12 protein-coding genes are annotated in these 17328 nt (G+C 39.0%); 8 read left to right on the forward strand and 4 right to left on the reverse strand.

Annotation, left to right across the window (positions count from 1 at the left end):
- Nucleotides 1-151 precede the first annotated feature (151 nt).
- From LN893_RS14085 to LN893_RS14095, 3 genes are all read left to right on the forward strand, one after another.
- Entirely contained in the window at nt 152-586 is a 435-nt protein-coding gene (locus tag LN893_RS14085; RefSeq protein WP_229971119.1) for a hypothetical protein, read from the forward strand.
- Nucleotides 587-728: 142 nt separating this feature from the next.
- Nucleotides 729-1451 carry a DUF8737 domain-containing protein gene (locus LN893_RS14090; RefSeq protein ID WP_229971121.1) on the forward strand — a complete coding sequence of 241 codons (723 nt, stop codon included), beginning with the start codon at nt 729-731 and terminating at the stop codon, nt 1449-1451.
- A gap of 46 nt (nt 1452-1497) precedes the next feature.
- A complete protein-coding gene (locus LN893_RS14095; protein ID WP_229971124.1) occupies nt 1498-2706 on the forward strand; it encodes a pentapeptide repeat-containing protein in 1209 nt (402 codons plus the stop codon).
- A 16-nt stretch (nt 2707-2722) separates the two neighbouring features.
- On the opposite strand, the gene LN893_RS14100 is transcribed toward LN893_RS14095, so the two are convergent.
- Nucleotides 2723-2884 (reverse strand): hypothetical protein, encoded by a 162-nt coding sequence (locus LN893_RS14100; RefSeq protein WP_229971126.1) that lies wholly within the window; start codon nt 2882-2884, stop codon nt 2723-2725.
- 362 nt (nt 2885-3246) lie between these two features.
- Between LN893_RS14100 and LN893_RS14105 the strand changes: the two genes are divergently transcribed.
- The 4 genes from LN893_RS14105 to LN893_RS14120 all read left to right on the forward strand — a co-directional run bounded on the left by LN893_RS14105 (nt 3247) and on the right by LN893_RS14120 (nt 8821).
- The gene (locus tag LN893_RS14105) at nt 3247-7005 is read left to right on the forward strand and encodes an NACHT domain-containing protein (RefSeq protein ID WP_229971127.1); all 3759 of its coding nucleotides are present in this window, start codon (nt 3247-3249) and stop codon (nt 7003-7005) included.
- 246 nt (nt 7006-7251) lie between these two features.
- On the forward strand, nt 7252-7461 hold the full coding sequence (locus tag LN893_RS14110; RefSeq protein WP_229971130.1) for a helix-turn-helix transcriptional regulator: 210 nt from the start codon (nt 7252-7254) through the stop codon (nt 7459-7461).
- 5 nt (nt 7462-7466) lie between these two features.
- Nucleotides 7467-7802 (forward strand): HipA N-terminal domain-containing protein, encoded by a 336-nt coding sequence (locus LN893_RS14115; protein WP_229971132.1) that lies wholly within the window; start codon nt 7467-7469, stop codon nt 7800-7802.
- Complete coding sequence (locus tag LN893_RS14120; protein WP_229971134.1) at nt 7799-8821, forward strand: type II toxin-antitoxin system HipA family toxin; 1023 nt, start codon at nt 7799-7801, stop codon at nt 8819-8821. Before LN893_RS14115 ends, LN893_RS14120 begins: the two co-directional genes overlap by 4 nt.
- Nucleotides 8822-9095: 274 nt before the next feature.
- Here LN893_RS14120 and LN893_RS14125 read toward each other — a convergent pair whose 3' ends face one another.
- Together LN893_RS14125 and LN893_RS14130 are read right to left on the reverse strand one after the other, a co-directional pair.
- Nucleotides 9096-9536 (reverse strand): hypothetical protein, encoded by a 441-nt coding sequence (locus LN893_RS14125; protein WP_229971136.1) that lies wholly within the window; start codon nt 9534-9536, stop codon nt 9096-9098.
- Between the two features lie 82 nt (nt 9537-9618).
- Nucleotides 9619-11619: an NHL repeat-containing protein gene (locus tag LN893_RS14130; RefSeq protein ID WP_229971138.1), complete on the reverse strand. Its 2001-nt coding sequence runs from the start codon at nt 11617-11619 to the stop codon at nt 9619-9621.
- A gap of 1931 nt (nt 11620-13550) precedes the next feature.
- On the opposite strand from LN893_RS14130, the gene LN893_RS14135 reads away from it, so the two are divergent.
- Nucleotides 13551-14135: a DUF2256 domain-containing protein gene (locus LN893_RS14135; RefSeq protein ID WP_229971140.1), complete on the forward strand. Its 585-nt coding sequence runs from the start codon at nt 13551-13553 to the stop codon at nt 14133-14135.
- Nucleotides 14136-14818: 683 nt separating this feature from the next.
- On the opposite strand, the gene LN893_RS14140 is transcribed toward LN893_RS14135, so the two are convergent.
- Nucleotides 14819-17278 (reverse strand): TonB-dependent receptor, encoded by a 2460-nt coding sequence (locus LN893_RS14140; RefSeq protein WP_229971142.1) that lies wholly within the window; start codon nt 17276-17278, stop codon nt 14819-14821.
- Nucleotides 17279-17328: the final 50 nt, after the last annotated feature.

Raw genomic sequence — 17328 nt, forward strand, 5'->3', positions numbered from 1 at the left:
AGCTTCTCATATTAGCAAAATAGCATACTCTCTAGTGCGAATAAGGACTTGTCTTGGCAAGCCCAGTGGAAAACTGCAAGCAGGTAATATATTTTACGTTCTTCTTTACCTCCATTCGCAATAGACCTTAACATGTAAAAATCAAAGAGACATGAATGAATTAGAAAAGCAACAACTGAGGGATTCATTGAAATTGTTCTTTAGAAACCTTCAAGGATTCATAAATATAAAAGTTGAAAGCGAGAAGCATAATGAAGCCAGACAGAAGCTTGAAGACCTGGTTCTTGATTGTTTTGCTCATATAAATACAGCACCTGGTATTAAAAGTTCAGTCATCGATTCAATTATAGATTCAATCGATGATTTGTCAGAGAAAGAGCAAAAAGCTATCGTCTTACTGAAAATGGAAATAGAATATTACAATTTGAAATGTAAAGGAGAGAATAAATACAGTGCAAAAGATGGAATTGAAAACGGAAAGACTGTGAAAGACAGTATTGAAGACTTATTTTCACTTCCAGAATGGGTTAAAAAGATATTAAAGGTCTTGAACGAAATTCTAAGTATAGTTAAAACAATAGTTTGACAACAAAGCCCTATATAAGTAGCAGTCTCACTCTATGGTAGAATAATGAGAAGAGCATAATAATTACTTAGCACAATCACACCTTTACTGTAGCTGCGCCACAGCAAAGCCCAACACGTTGTACACTATTAAAAACAACAAAATGATAGAACAATTGCCTCACTGGGTAAATGTGTTGTTTCTGCTAACATTGGTAGCAACAGTTGTAATTTTCTATTATGCAAATGGTAAAAGAAAAAAACTGCTTGCTGGACTCATTCTTTGGGGCGTCTTGCAATCTATTTTAGCCATTACAGGGTTTTACCAAATCACTGACACGCTTCCTCCAAGGTTTATTTTGGTATTATTACCAGCCACCATAATGATTGTGGTTGGGCTTTTGCCTAAGTATCGTAATAAGCTGTTAAAAAATAGAAATCTAGTATTAAGCACCCTCCTTCATACTGTAAGAGTACCAGTAGAAATTGTTCTATTTTACCTCTTCATGTATGGAATGATACCAGAACTGATGACTTTCGAAGGAAGAAATTTTGATATAGCAGCAGGGTTAACAGCACCAATTGTCGGAATATTGATTGTTGCTAAAAAAGTAAGCAACACTATGCTGATTGCTTGGAATGCTTTGGCCTTATGCTTAGTTCTTTTCATTCTATTCAATGGTATACTGTCATCTGAATTACCCTTTCAACAGTTTGGATTTGAGCAACCAAATAGAGCCATAAATTATTTCCCGTTTATTCTCCTTCCAGCTGTCGTTGTACCGATTGTAGTTTATACCCATTTAACGGATTTGATAGCACTTTTAAGTGAAAGAACAACAGTGTACAACAAGGCACAGGTTTTGAAATCTGCTACCCCTCGTTAATAGCTTGTACTAAACGTTATGCGTAATAAAAAAGGACTAACAGACGATGAATTTAGTTTTGACAATTATAGCTGCCATCCTTACAATTCTAATATTGATATTCATCCCAAAGTTCATTTCTAAAAGGATAGAGAGACAGTTTGCAATAGATGATCTACAAAAAGCAGTTAGTCTACATGACCTAGAGAACAAAATTCGTCAAACAATTGCACAAATCATTGGTGGTGTAATTTTACTCTTTGGGGCTTATACTACTATTGAAAAAATTGGACAAGATCAAAAAGGGAGACTAGATAATAAATTCTATGAGTGTACAATTGAATTATCAAGAACAGATACTTTAAACAACTTGCGAAAACTGGGAGCAATTTATATGTTAGAGGATATAGCAAATGAATTGCCAGAACAGTATTACCATACTAGTATTGAAGTGTTTACTCAATATTTAAAAATCAATCATAATGTAATAAAATCTTTTGACACAATACCTGACGTTATGAAAGGGGCAGTTATGAACGTATTAGCGAGGCGGCAATTCTACTTTGGAAAAGGTGAGAAATTTCCGTTAAATCTAACAAGTTTAAATCTTCGAGGAGTTCAGGTTGAAAATTCTAATTTTGATGAAACACTATTCTTAAATTCAGATCTTTCTAATAGCCACTTTAGCAATTCATCTTTTAGTGGAGCAAATTTCAATGAAGCTATAGTCAAAAACGCTTCTTTTTTTAATTGTGATTTTACAAGAGCACAATTAGGCTCTGTTAAATTTAACTCTACAAATATTGCTGGATGCAATTTTTCAAATGCAAGTTTATGGTCAACTGACTTTCGAAAAGCTCAAATGGCTATTGCAATGGATAATTTCTTTTCCAACGAGGTTGATTTTACTGGCGCTGATTTGTTGTTTAGTAATTTGGATAGCTTAGATTTAAGATCTGTGATTCTCAAAGATGCAGACTTAGCTGGTGCAAGTTTGAGGTATTGTGACTTATCAGAGGTTAATATGGAAAATGCTAGGTTCTGGGGGGCGACTCAAAACGATAAACCTATTCCTACTGACTTGAGTTTTTCGAATTTGAAAAAAGCAAATTTATTAGGTGCAGATTTACAAGATGCGATCTTAATAAACGCTGATTTATCTGAATCAAATATTGAAAAGGCATATTCTTTAGAAGGGGCTAATTTAACATCAGTAAAGGGACTAACGATAGAACAAAAAAAGAAATGCAAGGAACTAGGTGCTATAGGATTATGATAACTACGCATAACAACTAGGTCTTCGTTGGGTGCGGAGTGACACTGTGAAGGCCAAGTTTCTGCATAATTTGCTTGGCATCTTCACCGCCAAAAAGTAAGCGAAAGGCTGCTGTTACCTCTTTGACTTCATCGCTATAATGATAACAGTTAATTAGTTTTCGAATGTGGTCTTCCATAGGGATAGTTTTTTGTAAACTGTCAATCTATTTCAGGAGAAGACCCGGTGGCCCGTCCTAAAAAATGTTGACCAACTTTGAAGTTCTAAGATTTTCCCTTCATACCTTAAAGATGTGGCAACATACCCATCCCCAGTTGATTTTACAATTTGTAAATGCTCTCCCTAGAGATGAAGGTGTAGCCTTTTGCACTTTTATACTCCTACAGGAATACATTTGATTATTTTTATTTATCTTACTTGAAATATAAAGTATATTCATTTCTCTTACTATAGCTATTTTCTGCTATAGATATGCTGCAAACAATTTATAATTTAGTCTATTATTAAAAGTCATCATAACCACGAACGTAGTTTTGCTATATGGATTATTTATTTGAGAATTTAGGTGATGAAAGATTTCAAGAATTCTGTAGTTCTCTCGTTGCTAAAGAATTCCCTAATTTTCAATCATTCCCAGTTGGACAACCTGATGGAGGAAGAGACTCTTTGGTGTATTTTATGGATTCACCTACCAAAGACTTTATTGTTTTTCAAGTAAAATATGTTCGTAATCCAAATTCAATTATAGACGTTCATAAGTGGTTAATAGAGACATTACAGGGAGAAGCGCCTAAGATTGATAAATTAATTCCTAGAGGAGCAAAGCAGTTTTATTTATTGACAAATGTAAGAGGTACAGCACATCTTGATGTAGGGTCAAAAGACAAAGTTAATTCCACCTTTGAAAAAAGCATCAAAATACCTTCCTTATGCTGGTGGAGAGATGATTTATCTAGGTTGGTAGAAAAGGATCCTATATTCAAATGGTCATTCCCTGAAATATTGAATGGACAAGACATCTTAAACTCTGTACTCTTCCAAAATATTAATGAAAATAAGGAAAGAAGAGAAAGTGTAGTTAAAGCATATTTGGCTGACCAGTTTGCTATAGACAATGAAGTTAAGTTTAGGCAAATTGATTTACAAAATAAACTACTTGATTTATTTACTGATGTACCGCTGAGAATAAAAAAGTTAAATCAGAAAAATAAGACTCTTAAAAGAACACTTGAATATTTTGAAAGCAATAACAGAAAAGTAATTTCCTTTGAAGATAGCTTTATAATTGAAGAACGTGAAAACCTTGGCGCAGCAAGCTTTCTGTTGCATCCAAAGATCCAAAACGAAATCCAAAGAATATTATTAGAAGGAGGCCCTGGTCAAGGTAAATCCACTATCTCTCAATATATCTGTCAAGTTCATAGAGCTCGATTATTAAATAAAACCTATGATCTACATTTACTCCCTGAACATTTAAAAAGTACACCAGTTAGGTTACCTTTCAAGATAGATTTAAGGCACGTTGCTGCATGGGTGGAAAATAAAAATCCTTATCAAGGACGCTTTGGGGAGGAGTACTTTTCGAGCATTTGGAAAAATTCACTTGAATCATTTCTAGTTGGTCATATTGTTTACCATTCTCAAATTAATGAGTTTAATTCTAGCGACTTGATAGCGATAATAAAATTAAGCTCTGTACTTTTTGTTTTTGATGGCTTCGATGAAATTGCAAATTTAAAGATACGTGAAGAAGTAATTGATTTTATTAATAAAGGAATAAACAGGTTATTAGAAAATTCTAAATCTATTCAAGTATTAATTACAAGTAGACCTGCTGCTTTTTCAGATACTATTGGCTTTTCTGTTGATACTTATCCTCACTTTGAGTTAACAGATATTACACCTTCTATCACAAAAGATTATGTTGAAAAGTGGATTAAAGCAAGTAGATTAGATAGTAGAGAGGCTTCCGACATAAGACGACTTGTTGAGGAAAAATTAGAAATGCCACACCTAAAGGACTTGGCAAAGAGTCCAATGCAGTTAGCTATTTTTATAAGCTTGTTAAGAACAAGAGGTGAATCACTGCCAAACAAAAGAACAGCATTGTATGATAGTTATATAGAACTTTTTTTTAATCGAGAGTCAGAAAAAAATCCAACAATAAGAGATCATCGAGACCTTATCATTGATATACATCAATATTTGGCATGGGTATTACATTCTGAAGCTGAACTGCTAAAAAATAGTGGCAGCATTCATATCGATGATTTAAAAGCTAGATTAAAAATTTATTTAACTAAAGAGGGGCATAAAACAGATATTGCAGACCAATTATTCCATGTTATGGAAGAGAGAGTCTGTGCTTTAGTCTCAAGGGTTCAGGGAACATACGAGTTTGAGGTTCAACCTCTAAGAGAATATTTCTGTGCAAAGTATCTTTATAACACCTCTCCATACTCACCAGCTGGAATGGAAAAAAAGGGGACCAAACCTGATAGATTTGATGCAATTGCACGTAATTTTTACTGGCATAATGTTGTTCGATTTTTTGCTGGCTGCTTTGATAAAGGCGAGCTTCCAATGCTAATACAGAAATTAAAGGAGCTTCAAAATGATGAAATATTGAAATACACTAATTATCCTCGTTTGATTACATCTCAAATTTTGTCGGATTGGGTTTTTACGCAATATCCCTTACTTCTTAAGGATGTCGTTAAAATAATTGTCGATGGAATTAACATTGGCAACATAATAAATCAAGAAGGCAGAAGAGCTAATAATGAACCAATTTTATTGCCTAATGAATGTGGTCGAACGGAAGTAATTGAAGAGTGTTTTGATCAACTTAAAAAGTTTCCGCATAATGATTATGCTTCAGAGTTGATAGGTCTAATTAAAAATAATCCTTATCAAACACTAGAATATTGGAGTAAAAATTTACAATACGTAGAAGGGAAAAAGCTTACAATATGGCTAGAATATGCTTATATGCTTGAAATTATTCATAAAATTGATGAATCAACACTTATAAATATTGTACAGAAAGATGATTATTCCCAGCAAATTAAAAAGCTACAAATATTAATTGATGGCAATAGATTGGAAGTAATCAACAAACAATTAGCCTTAAAAAAGAAAGTTCTTGATGGAGTAGTTGACAGTAAAATATTTGTTTATAATAGAAGATATTCATCTCATAGCTTACAATTTCTCACACTGATTTTACATCCATATTTATTATCAACTATTCTGAATAATGATAAACTAGATTTACCCTTCATCAATTTAATTTCTCGTAGAATTAGTCACTATCCTAACGGAAACAATCAATCTAAATTAATTACGGAGTTTACAGTACATGATGAAATAGATAAAGCTATTGAGGCTTTTTCAAATCATATAGCTCCGTCATTAAATAGAAATGTTTCTGAATGGAAGAATAGCATTGAGCCTTGGGATTTATTAGTTGAAGGTTTTAGGCATGCATTTCAAAATAGATGGTCTATAAATATTGTAGCAGTTATTGCAGCAGGTATAAAGTCCAAAGACGAAACTTATGAAAATTTTGATGTTCTTAATGATGATACAAGGTCTTTGTGTAAACGAGTGAGATGTGCTAGAATGAAATCAGGGAGTATTCGGTACTGGGAAAACCAATTAGATAATCCTCAAGATATTATATTTACATTACTAGTTTTATTCACTTGGGCAACTGCAAAGATTATAGTATATTTTTTTGATAAATTAGAATTGATTATAAGTGAGTTATCATCAGAGGAATTATCTATCTTACTCAATGGACTTAGTAAAACTGCTAGAATATCTATATTCAATACTGCTCAAAAATCTGAGATAGAGAAAAACTTAAAATCTAAGGATTTGGGTAACGGAATTTTACTCATACTAAGTCAAAGATTCTCGGAAGATTCTAAAAAGAAATTCATTTATGATAGTGTTAAATGTCGTGTTATCAAGTCAGAAGATATTTCTGAGCAAATATTAGACTATTTGATAGGAAAATATATTCACAATACAAAAGACAAAGAATTGCTAAGTGAAGTCAAAGCAATGTATTCTTCTATTTCAAACTACAACGAAAGGAACTTGTATTACAATAGACATTTTGTAAATGAAAAAATAGAAATTCCTATTGAACTTGCTAAAACTATAATGAATGATTCAAAAAGCTATCCTCGTATAATAGCATCTCATGCTGAAAGGTCATGTAGGCTATATGCTAATAAGCACCTTAAAGCTGTCGGACAAATAGCACAAGATGAAAAGTGGTTTGATTAAAGTAAACTAAACAATAAATAGTTTTTGAAAAAATTAAACTCTTTAATTTAAAATAGTATCAAAGATATAGGCTGTTCACTCCTCTTTTAAGTTTATCATACCCAGAATAAATAGCGCATCATACTGCTTTTTATTAAGTATTACATTTAACTAACTATATAAAAGCAACAAGAAGTGCATTATAATGCACTTCTTGTTGCTTTTATATAGTTAGTTTTTTAATTTCACATCAAAAAGGGCATTATAATGCACTATCTATTGGGGAAAACCATCAAGGAGCGAAGAAATATGTTACATCTTACTCAAGAGGATTTAGCAGCTATGGCAGGTGTAGCACTGCGTACGCTTAAATCATTAGAAGTTGGAAAGGGAAATCCTTCAATCAACACACTGCAAAAAATTTCAGAGGTACTTGGCATGGAGGTAAGGCTAGAGGTTAGAAAGTTAGATAACTAAAGTATATGAGAATAGCACAGGTATATTGGAACGACATACTAGCAGGCACATTAACAGAGGTAAATCCAAATGAATACATTTTCTGTTATGATAATGCTTACTTTATTGACTCGGCTCTTCCTGCTATAAGTCTGACCCTGCCTAAAAGGCAACAAGTGTACAAAAGCAATTTCCTGTTTCCTTTCTTCTTCAACATGCTTGCGGAAGGAGTGAATCGTAACCTTCAAAACCGGCAGCTAAGAATAGATGAACATGATTACTTTAGCCTACTGATGGCTACAGCGCAGTATGACACCATTGGAGCTATCACAATTAAACCAGAACAGGAGATTAAAAGATGAGCTTACCAGATATTCAATATTGTCCTGGCACCTTAGCCCTTAACTTTCACACATACAGTTCCGCCTGTCTTCGCAACATGTTTAGCGGCAAGAAAGTGAGTCATATCCTTTCTTACCTGCCCCCGCAGGAGAGTGAAGCAGACGCCGCACAATTTATGGAGAATCGTAAACGAATATCCATTTCTGGTGTACAGGAAAAGCTTTCACTGCTCCTAGAAAAAGATAAATTGCGCCTCACTAGGATGGGCGAACAAGGTCAGTACATTCTCAAGCCTATTCCTAGAGACGTAAAGCGCCCAGACCAAGTGCCAGCTAATGAACATCTGACCATGCAAATAGCACGTCAAGTTTATAAGATACAGGTGGCAGAAAATGCACTTACTTTCTTTGAAAATGGGGAGCCAGCCTACATTACAAAGCGCTTTGATTTAAAGTCTGATGGTACTAAGCACAGACAGGAAGACTTTGCCTCTCTGGCAGGTAGAACCAAACACACAGCTGGCAGTGACTTCAAGTATGAAGGTAGCTACGAAGACATAGCACAAATCATTAGAAAAACAGTACCTGCTTATCTAGTGGAACTGGAAAAGCTTTTTTCATTGATATTGTTCAACTATCTGTTCTCTAACGGAGATGCTCATTTGAAAAACTTTTCTTTGATAGACACAGAGTACGGGGATTATATCCTTAGTCCAGCTTATGATCTAATTTGTACCCGCTTGCATGTAGATGACAGTTACTTTGCTCTTAAAGATGGTCTATTCTCTGGGGACTATGAAACAGATAGCTTTAAAGCAAACGGCTTTTATGCGTATGATGACTTTAATGAATTTGCGCTGATGATAGGGCTTAAGGAGAAACGAGTAATCAAGATTATTAATACATTCAAACAGGATTATCAAGCGGTACATAGGCTTATTAACAGTTCCTTTCTTCGAGACGATATAAAAGAGGAATACAGAAACCACTACTTAGAACGGTTAAAAATGCTTAACTATTCAATGGAAAAGAGAAATTAACAGGCAAAGCCTCAACAATCAAAAAAAGCAGTAAACATATCAGGTAAGTATTATTTTCTAAAGGAGAATGATCCTATGTTGCTATTGCTCTTGTTTAACATAACCTTACTTATCGATCTGTAAACAAGGAAGGCTCCCCGATATGGAGAGCCTCCTTTTATAAGAACATCTTAGTATCCAGGTTTTGAACAAACAGATAGACAGCACAATTTTTCTGTCGCCTCATGCATGACCGTTCTCGCACAAGCAACTGCAAATCGATAGTGGCAGAATATTATTTTAGGGGTTTGTACCTCTCCCCATAAATAGAAACTCGTCCCAGATCTTTCAGCACCATTACTCCCATTAGGTCATACTTGCCCACCGGGTAATTGCCGTTATTGCCATCCATATATTGTATCAGAAGCGTGTACTGGTATCTTTCTTCAGATCCTACGCGCTTTCTGATGGTTCCTTGCTCATCACAGTCAATCCAGAATCTGATCTTGATCGGATCATTCATGTGTGGCTGGAAAAGACCTGTACCGTCGTTGTTCAGCAGGATGATCGGTTCCCCTTTCCCTTCATACAGGTATTTGCCTATTATTTCTTGCGGGAATTCCTTAGAAACGGTGTAAGTGTTGCCCATTACTTCAATGGACTCAACTTTGGTCTGTGCCTGGGTGAAATGCACTACTGCTATAAAGAAGATGAATAGTAAAGATAGCTTTTTCATTTGGTTATTTATGATGTTCCTGTTCTTGAGACTCTCTAGTTTAAAGCTAATTGGGACCACTATTTTCAATTCTATCATTTAATTACTTATCCCATCTTTGCACACGCTGATTGTGAGTATCAGCTATATAGATGTATTTTGAATCAACATATATGCTTGAAGGGTAACTAAGCTGGTCAGGCCCACTTCCAGATTTACCTCCAGCTACTGTGTACCCTTCACTATCTCCTGGAACATATGCAAGGACTTGATCATAATAAGAATCTGATATATAAATTGTTCCATTCTTATCTACAAATATATCTGTCACCTCAAACATGGCATTTACTGTGACAACGCGCGTACCACTAGAAGCACCAGGTGCCCATTTAGTAACATAGTCTGTTACATTATCTAGCACATATAAATTGTCATTATCGTCTACAAAGACTCCTATTGGGGATCGAAACTCATTGTCTCCACTGGCCACGGTCACGCCGCTTGTCGCACCGGGTGCCCACTTTTGAACTCGTCTATTGTCACTATCAGCCACATACACATTTCCAGCTTTATCGACAAAAATGTCATTAACGAGACCGTCTACTGGGTCTATAATAGTAGTCCCACTCATCGCGCCTGGAGCCCATTTCACTACCCGAAGATTACCTTCAACTATATAAAGATTACCTGTAGCATCTACAAAAATGTTCGTAGGACTGGAAATTTCACTCATAGGAGGACCTCCACCAGCCACGGTCACGCCGCTTGTCGCACCGGGTGCCCACTTCTGCACTCTGTTGTTCTCAGTGTCAGCTACATAAATATTGTTAGAAGCATCTACAAAAATCCCTTTTGGATTAATAAAACCTTCATTACCCCAAATAGCGCCATTGCCGCCTGCTACTGTCACTCCTTCTTTATATGCCTTAAAAGTTGCATTTATTTTTTTAGTGAGTGCCTTCTCTAATTTTGTGTCTGTGTAGACTATGTCGAATGAGAAAGCCTTGTCCTGTGTTATGGTGGCACTTTTTGCCGTCACGTTCATGCCACTCTCCGCAGTGGTGGCCGCAAGCTGTATAGCAGGATCTGATACATTCTTAATACTGAGCTTGCTTCCAGGAAGTGCGTACTCTTTTACAAGCGGCTTAGCCCCTATGGGGTTAGCGTACGCAGGTATGTCAGTGCCTGAAGTGGGAAACCAGCTCTTCACCTTGTTGGCTATACTGACAGTTTTGTCATACAGGTCCTGAAACTTGGTCACATAGGTGAAGAGGCTTGCAATCTCAGACACCGTCGAGTTCTTATCTGACTGGTTCAGGTTTCGGAAACTTGCCTTGACACTTAGAAGCTTCACTTTGTCCTTGTAGAACAAGATCTCTCCTGCAGTCGGCCCAGCCATGCGCTCTGCGCCTGTGATCTCTTCAAGCACACCCGTCAGGCTTGACACCTTCTTTAAATCAGAAAGTGCATGAAGTGAGTATACAAAACCGGCAGTAAGAAAACCAGCCGCGGCCACCTTGTCGACTAACCACGGTGATGGAAGCAAGATTAGCTTAAAGCCTGCATAAGTAAATGGAATAGCTTTCACAACGTTACGGCCAAAGCTCTTTGCTGTGCTCACCAGTTCTTCTCCTACGTCCTCTCCGCTTGTAGTCCCGGTTGTCCTTAAGTTACTTTCAGGCTTGCCTGTATTCAATATAAAGTCTTCGTCATTCGGCATGTTAGACCGAAAGAAATAGGCGACTTGCAGCTTTTCCTCGGCTGATAGCTTGGCGAAGTTCTCCTCCATTACTTGCCTCTGCTCATTAAGGACAGTTATGTACCGGGCATCCAACTGGATGTCAGCGTCATTCATATGCGCTTCCAACCGAGTGGCTATCTCCCCGATCTCATTTGTGAATTGCGCGGCCACTGCATCTGTATTGGTAATGGTGGCATAGTTGCCCACCGTTATCTCGGCCTGCTTTTGGAAGCCAGCACCAGAAAAGTCTACAGTGGCCTTTCCAGATGGCACAGCCGGCATGAGGAACATAAGCTGATTATCATCTGCAGCAACGGCTCTAACATCAATCCCAGCTACATTGATCATCGTAGTTTCTGTCACAGTCACGGCTTTCCCGGCCTGGGCGAACACAAACTGCCCAGGTGTGGCCGAAGTTGTGATCAATGAGATGGTGTCTGCCTCTGTTGGGGTTGGTTCTTCTTCTGATTTGCTGCAGGCGGCAAGGATGAACAGAAGAAAGACAAGGGTGTAAAGTCTCTTCATGTAATAAAGATTGGCTAATAGAAATTAAGTTGCTGATAATCTGCAAAATTAACTTTCAACCTCGAGGTGAACAATACCTACTTTTAGGTATATGTATAAATATATATTTTAATATAAAGCGCTCTATAGCTAGGGAAATAGAAGGTGGCAAAGATTTGGATAAAGCTTACAAACAATTTGTTTAAAGCGGTTTACAACTCACTCCAATGAGGATTGAAGTCTTTTTATTGCTGCCGGCTACCTGCAGTTATACCCGCATTTAAATGAGGAATGACGTTTAAGAACTCGTCTTCTAGTTTCAAACCCGATTTTTTCTTTTGACGGCCCTGATACACATGGATATAGGAAACCCGCAAAGCTCCTTGAGGACTTTCGGGTGTTCGGACGTCCATATTGGGAATGGCTTAGCGGCTCAACCTCAGACGCCAAGGCAGGATCTAATTTCCTGAAAGTTGTACTATATCAACAAATCTGTATTGATATACAAAATGATTGGCTCTTTTCGCTAATACTGGAATCAATACCGCCGTCTTTGTGTCTGTCCTTTAACTTTTAGCCAAAGTTAATATTTCATAGTGTTAGATTAGATTGTTGTGGTATGATAGGGTAGTCTGTGGCTACCCTTTTCTTTTCAGGAGACTCTGCAACTGCAGCAAGGAGCCTTAAAAGTAAGGCAGCTCTATATCCTTCAGGTACGGGTCCGGCAGTCTTTCGTCTGTGAAGCCCAGCGCCAGCTTGATCNGAGACTCTGCAACTGCAGCAAGGAGCCTTAAAAGTAAGGCAGCTCTATATCCTTCAGGTACGGGTCCGGCAGTCTTTCGTCTGTGAAGCCCAGCGCCAGCTTGATCTCGATGGACACTGGGCAGTACCACAGCTCACAGAAGAACCCGTCCAGGTGGTAGAGCGCAAGGGTGTACCCGTCTTGGGCGGCAGTACCCAGGAAGGTGCCCCGCCTCCGTACCGCTGCGGCACCGACTGCACGCCGAACCACCGCGCGTAGATGTAGGTAGGCATTGCCCTGCTCTCTTGTGGCGGTAATGGATGTGACTATCCTACATGGTACTGCCAAAGTAAGGCCTCAGCTCCGTCACTTTTATAGCTGGATAAGTTTGCACTTAGTTTAAGAAACCTCTGCTAGACATAAGATTACTTATCGGCAGCGCGGCGCCTCTGTGCCTAGGATGCGGTCATGGAATGCCCATTTTCTTTTTACGAACGCATGCTTGGGAAACGGTATAGCCAATGCCTATCAAGCCCCCTTCTTCAAATAAAGCAGCCAATTAGTGGCTGCCCTTCTTAGCTGGTTGCAGGTGCAGCGTCCTGAAATGCTGTCTGGCCAGGCCTCCCGCTACGCCTCCGGGCGCCTGCAGTTTATGGCAGACGACTAGCAAAAGCGGCAGTTTTGTATCGTTAAAAGGTATACCTTTTAACGATACAAAACGCGGGCAAGCGCGGCACTCGCAGCATATTAAAGCGGAATATACCGCTACAAACCTACGTGTAGCTTTTAGCGACACTATTATACTTATATAATTTAATATATACTATTGTATTACAGTTATATATGTTGTTTATATAAACCATTACTTTAACAAAAAGCCATGATCTGATGTATCAAGTTAATGCACGAATCTGTATCAATAAAAGGTTATCTAAAGCGTGTGTCGAATCTTGTTCTAACCTATCTAAAGCTAAAATAAATCATCTTTTACGTTATAATTACGTAATTATAACGTAATTTAAGCACGTTATAACCAACATCAGCACCCATGCCCAAATTCAGCAGAGAGGAGTATCCGCCGAACTCTAACCCCTTCGATAAAGTCTGCCCTTATTGCTCTCGCGCCTTCTGGACAATCAAACCCAGAACGATCTACTGCTCGCCCAAGTGCCGCGTTTACGCAAACAAGAAGAAACGCGAGGCCCAGGTGGCAGGCACTGCCGAGCACAAACAGCCGCACCCTACCCAAGGCGGAAGCAACACGGTTCCGATGATCACAGCCGAGGGCAAGAATATGCGCATGGTTTTCTACGACCCGTTCGACGAGAAGCTCAGGGAAATAGACCCTGTGGGGGAGCTGGAGCTGAGGCACCATAGCGGGGTGGCGGTTCTGTCTGAGGAGACGCTGGCGGAACTCTACAATCTGCGCCTGAGCAGTTGCGAGCTCCGTAAAAGGAACGCAAGGCACGTGCTGCAAGAGGACAGTATCATGAACCACAGGTTTCTGACACCGCAGCAGAGCAGGTTCCTGGCCCAAGAGCAGGCAAGGATGGAGGCTGAGACGCAGAGGCTGCGCACAATCCTGCAGCGCCTCGACCGAGCGAAAAACCCATCTCTGTTTGACATAATGTGAGTTATAAGCGAAACCCGCCTGATTGGCTGGAATCGCAGGTGCTGTTTTTGGTACTTTCGCAGAGTGCAGGAATTGCCTGCAGGGTGGATTATATTGACTGGGATATATCCTATATTCGGCAGCCCGTTACGGTTATTCATCGCAATCGACAGATAACCGTAACAGACTTCCATTTATTCCCTAATTACCAGCAATATTTCCCTGATACAAAGACACTATTTATGAATAGAAAATTATACCTTCTTGGGATCTTTTTTCAGGATTGTCCATTGTATGCGGCTTATTCCAGAGTTACATTCATTTCCTGTTCGATGGGGGTATGTATGTACTTCAGCCATTTGCATACTGGTATCTGGCAGTGAATAGTGTAGCTCTAATTGGAGCCGTGTTCCTGCTGAAATATTTCCATTACAAGAAATTAAGGGTGATGCTTTAATGTAAAAAGACGAATGGCTACAGGAGCCTTTCGTCTGACAAAGAATCGAGCGTTTCGATGGTAATATGATATGGTTCTGCACGGCACTATAAAGTAGCTCCCTGCCTGCTTCGTTCTTTTGTAAGCGAAAGGTCCCCACACTACGAACCTCATCCTTATCAGCGAGGATGAGGTTCCATATCTTGTACCATATCTAAAACATTTTCTGCTGATTTACATGATTTTAACAGTTTCAAGCACCATAATATTAGTTTGTGCGGTTTACTTCCTCAGGCCCGCTGCTTCTTCTTTTTTGTTCTACTTTTTGCCCCCGGCTAAAGTTGTACCTTAAACTAAGACTTATAGTTCTTACACGAAAGTACTGGTCAAAATCGCTGACATTACCTGCAATGTCTGCCGCCCACAGAAACCTGAACGATTCAAATACATCCACTACATTCAGGGCCAGGTCTATTTTGCTATCCATAAAGCTTTTCTTCAAAGCAAAATCCACCCGGTAGACCGGAGCCATTCTATACAACCCGTTTGCCTGAGGTCCTCTCACCAACAGGTTCAGCTCTGTTCTAAAATCCTTGGGCAACTGAATGGTATGCAGCGACTGGAGGGAAACCAAGAACTGTTCATTCACAATTTCACCTAAGTTTGACTGAAATGTGTTCCTGTTGTTAAAAAGCGTCAGTGTGTTTTGCGAATCCCATTTATTCATGATTTTAAAAGGGGCTACAGCAGTCAGGCCATACTCGGTCCCGCTATTCAGGTTACCCGTCGTGTATACAGTAACCCCTTCTTCCACATCAAGTGTCGGCACCTCTTCCAAGGCATCTTTGAAAATATTGTACTTGAAAGTAACGATATACTTGCTTTTGAACATCTGGGTAACGCTGAATGCATGGGTGTACTGAGGACGCAGGTAGGGGTTTCCCTGGTAGTAGGTAAAAGGATCACGATAAGCCTTGAAGACATTCAGGGATCCATAACTTGGGCGGTTCAGTCTTCGGGTATAATTATAGTTTATGGTATAGTTTTCACTGACATTTTGTTGAATGAACAAGCTGGGAAACAGATCGGTATAGTTCCGCTTGGTAACATCACCAGTGGTGATCAAATTAGCAATGGATGCCGTGTGCTCTACCCTTAGCCCCCCCTGTACACTGATATTTTTAGTTACAGGGCCACTCCAGTTGAGATAACCTGCATAGATGCTTTCTTTATATCTAAAATGGTTTGTTCTCTGAGGATCCAATACCAAAGCGTCGTTATTGAAATAAAAATCAAAATCATTGTCCGATGTAACCTGGCTTGCTTTTGTACCCAGTTCAACTTTGTACACTTTGTTGATGGGAAGTGTAAAATCGACCTTGCCCGAATAAATATCAAAGTTGCTTGGTGTATTGGAATATAGCAGATCTGTGGTTTGTTCCCCTGTTGCTACATTGGTATAGTAGTTGTCCATGTTGGTATGACCCCGGTTCCATATCCTGACATAATCGAAATCCGACGTCAGCATCGTGCCCAAGGTATCCAACTTGCCTGTGTAATGGAGATTGGTTGAAATATTACTGTAGGTGTTTGAACTGATGTTGTCCGCATCTATGAATTGGGAAGGATTACCAGGCTCATTGCCTATGTAGGTTTGGGTAAGAAAATCCTGTTCGACCCTGTTCTTAACAAAGGATCCCATCACCCCTATACTATGGTTATCATTTAAATTATAATCGGTACCCATACGCACCGTTGGAGGGCCCTGAATAAGGTGATTTCCTTCCGCTGTCTGATCGAAATAAATGGTTTCCCTTTCTCCATAAAAAATCCTTGTGAAGGTCGCATCCCTGCCACCTACCCTTCTGGAGAAATCAGTACTGACAAACGAGTTCCAGTTACCACTTTTATGATTGATTCGTCCAGATACCGAACCACCATGCTGTTGCCTGAAATTGTAATTGTAAGCAGTCTGCACAAACCCATTTGTACCCTGCAGTGTATTCTTCTTCAGATTTAAATTCAAGATGCCTGAAGTACCCTCAGCGTCATATTTAGAAGATGGATTTGTGATGACCTCTATATTTTTCAAATTCTCAGCAGGCATACTTTCCAGCATGGTACGCAGGTCTTGGGCCGATAAGTAGGTTAATTTGCCATCAATCATAACGGTTACCCCGCCTTTGCCATTCAACTGGATATTGCCTTCGCCGTCGACAAAAACCCCAGGTGCCCTGGATAAAACGGAAAAAGCTGTATTACCCGCTGCCATGGCAGTACCCTCCACGCTGACTACCATTTTGTCTGCTTCCATGGTTATGGTTGGGCGCAGTGCCGTCACATCAACGGTTTGTAAAGTTTTACTGTCTGTTTTGAGTATAGTGACTCCAAGGTCTATGGCCTTTTCTGAATTACTGATATCCATTGCTTCCGTTCTCTTTTCTATAAAGCCCAGGGAAATATACTTTATAAAATACCGCCCCGCATCCGGTACCGTCAACTCGAATTTTCCCTCATCATTGGTAAGGGTTGTTGTTGCCAGCGAACTGTCTACAGCTTTGAGTAAGACCACATTCACAAACGATAGTGGCGTCCCTTTATCATCTGTTATTTTACCATGGAGCCTGAATTTAGCCGAGACATTGTTTTGTAGGGTATCTGTTGTCTGAGCGTGGCTAAACGAAAGGGAAAAAAGGGCAACAATGAGGAGAATCAGCTTACATTTCATATAATTTATTTTATTGGGGCTTTCTAAATTTTACTGATAGGGCCAAATAG

The sequence above is a fragment of the Pontibacter harenae genome, assembly GCF_020907245.1.
Taxonomy (GTDB): domain Bacteria; phylum Bacteroidota; class Bacteroidia; order Cytophagales; family Hymenobacteraceae; genus Pontibacter; species Pontibacter harenae.

Excerpts from the sequence above, each read along its gene's own strand:
- LN893_RS14085 (WP_229971119.1), top strand. The coding sequence starts at position 152 with ATGAATGAATTAGAAAAGCAACAACTGAGGGATTCATTGAAATTGTTC.
- LN893_RS14090 (WP_229971121.1), top strand. The coding sequence starts at position 729 with ATGATAGAACAATTGCCTCACTGGGTAAATGTGTTGTTTCTGCTAACA.
- LN893_RS14095 (WP_229971124.1), top strand. The coding sequence starts at position 1,498 with ATGAATTTAGTTTTGACAATTATAGCTGCCATCCTTACAATTCTAATA.
- LN893_RS14100 (WP_229971126.1), bottom strand. The coding sequence starts at position 2,884 with ATGGAAGACCACATTCGAAAACTAATTAACTGTTATCATTATAGCGAT.
- LN893_RS14105 (WP_229971127.1), top strand. The coding sequence starts at position 3,247 with ATGGATTATTTATTTGAGAATTTAGGTGATGAAAGATTTCAAGAATTC.
- LN893_RS14110 (WP_229971130.1), top strand. The coding sequence starts at position 7,252 with ATGCACTATCTATTGGGGAAAACCATCAAGGAGCGAAGAAATATGTTA.
- LN893_RS14115 (WP_229971132.1), top strand. The coding sequence starts at position 7,467 with ATGAGAATAGCACAGGTATATTGGAACGACATACTAGCAGGCACATTA.
- LN893_RS14120 (WP_229971134.1), top strand. The coding sequence starts at position 7,799 with ATGAGCTTACCAGATATTCAATATTGTCCTGGCACCTTAGCCCTTAAC.
- LN893_RS14125 (WP_229971136.1), bottom strand. The coding sequence starts at position 9,536 with ATGAAAAAGCTATCTTTACTATTCATCTTCTTTATAGCAGTAGTGCAT.
- LN893_RS14135 (WP_229971140.1), top strand. The coding sequence starts at position 13,551 with ATGCCCAAATTCAGCAGAGAGGAGTATCCGCCGAACTCTAACCCCTTC.
- LN893_RS14140 (WP_229971142.1), bottom strand. The coding sequence starts at position 17,278 with ATGAAATGTAAGCTGATTCTCCTCATTGTTGCCCTTTTTTCCCTTTCG.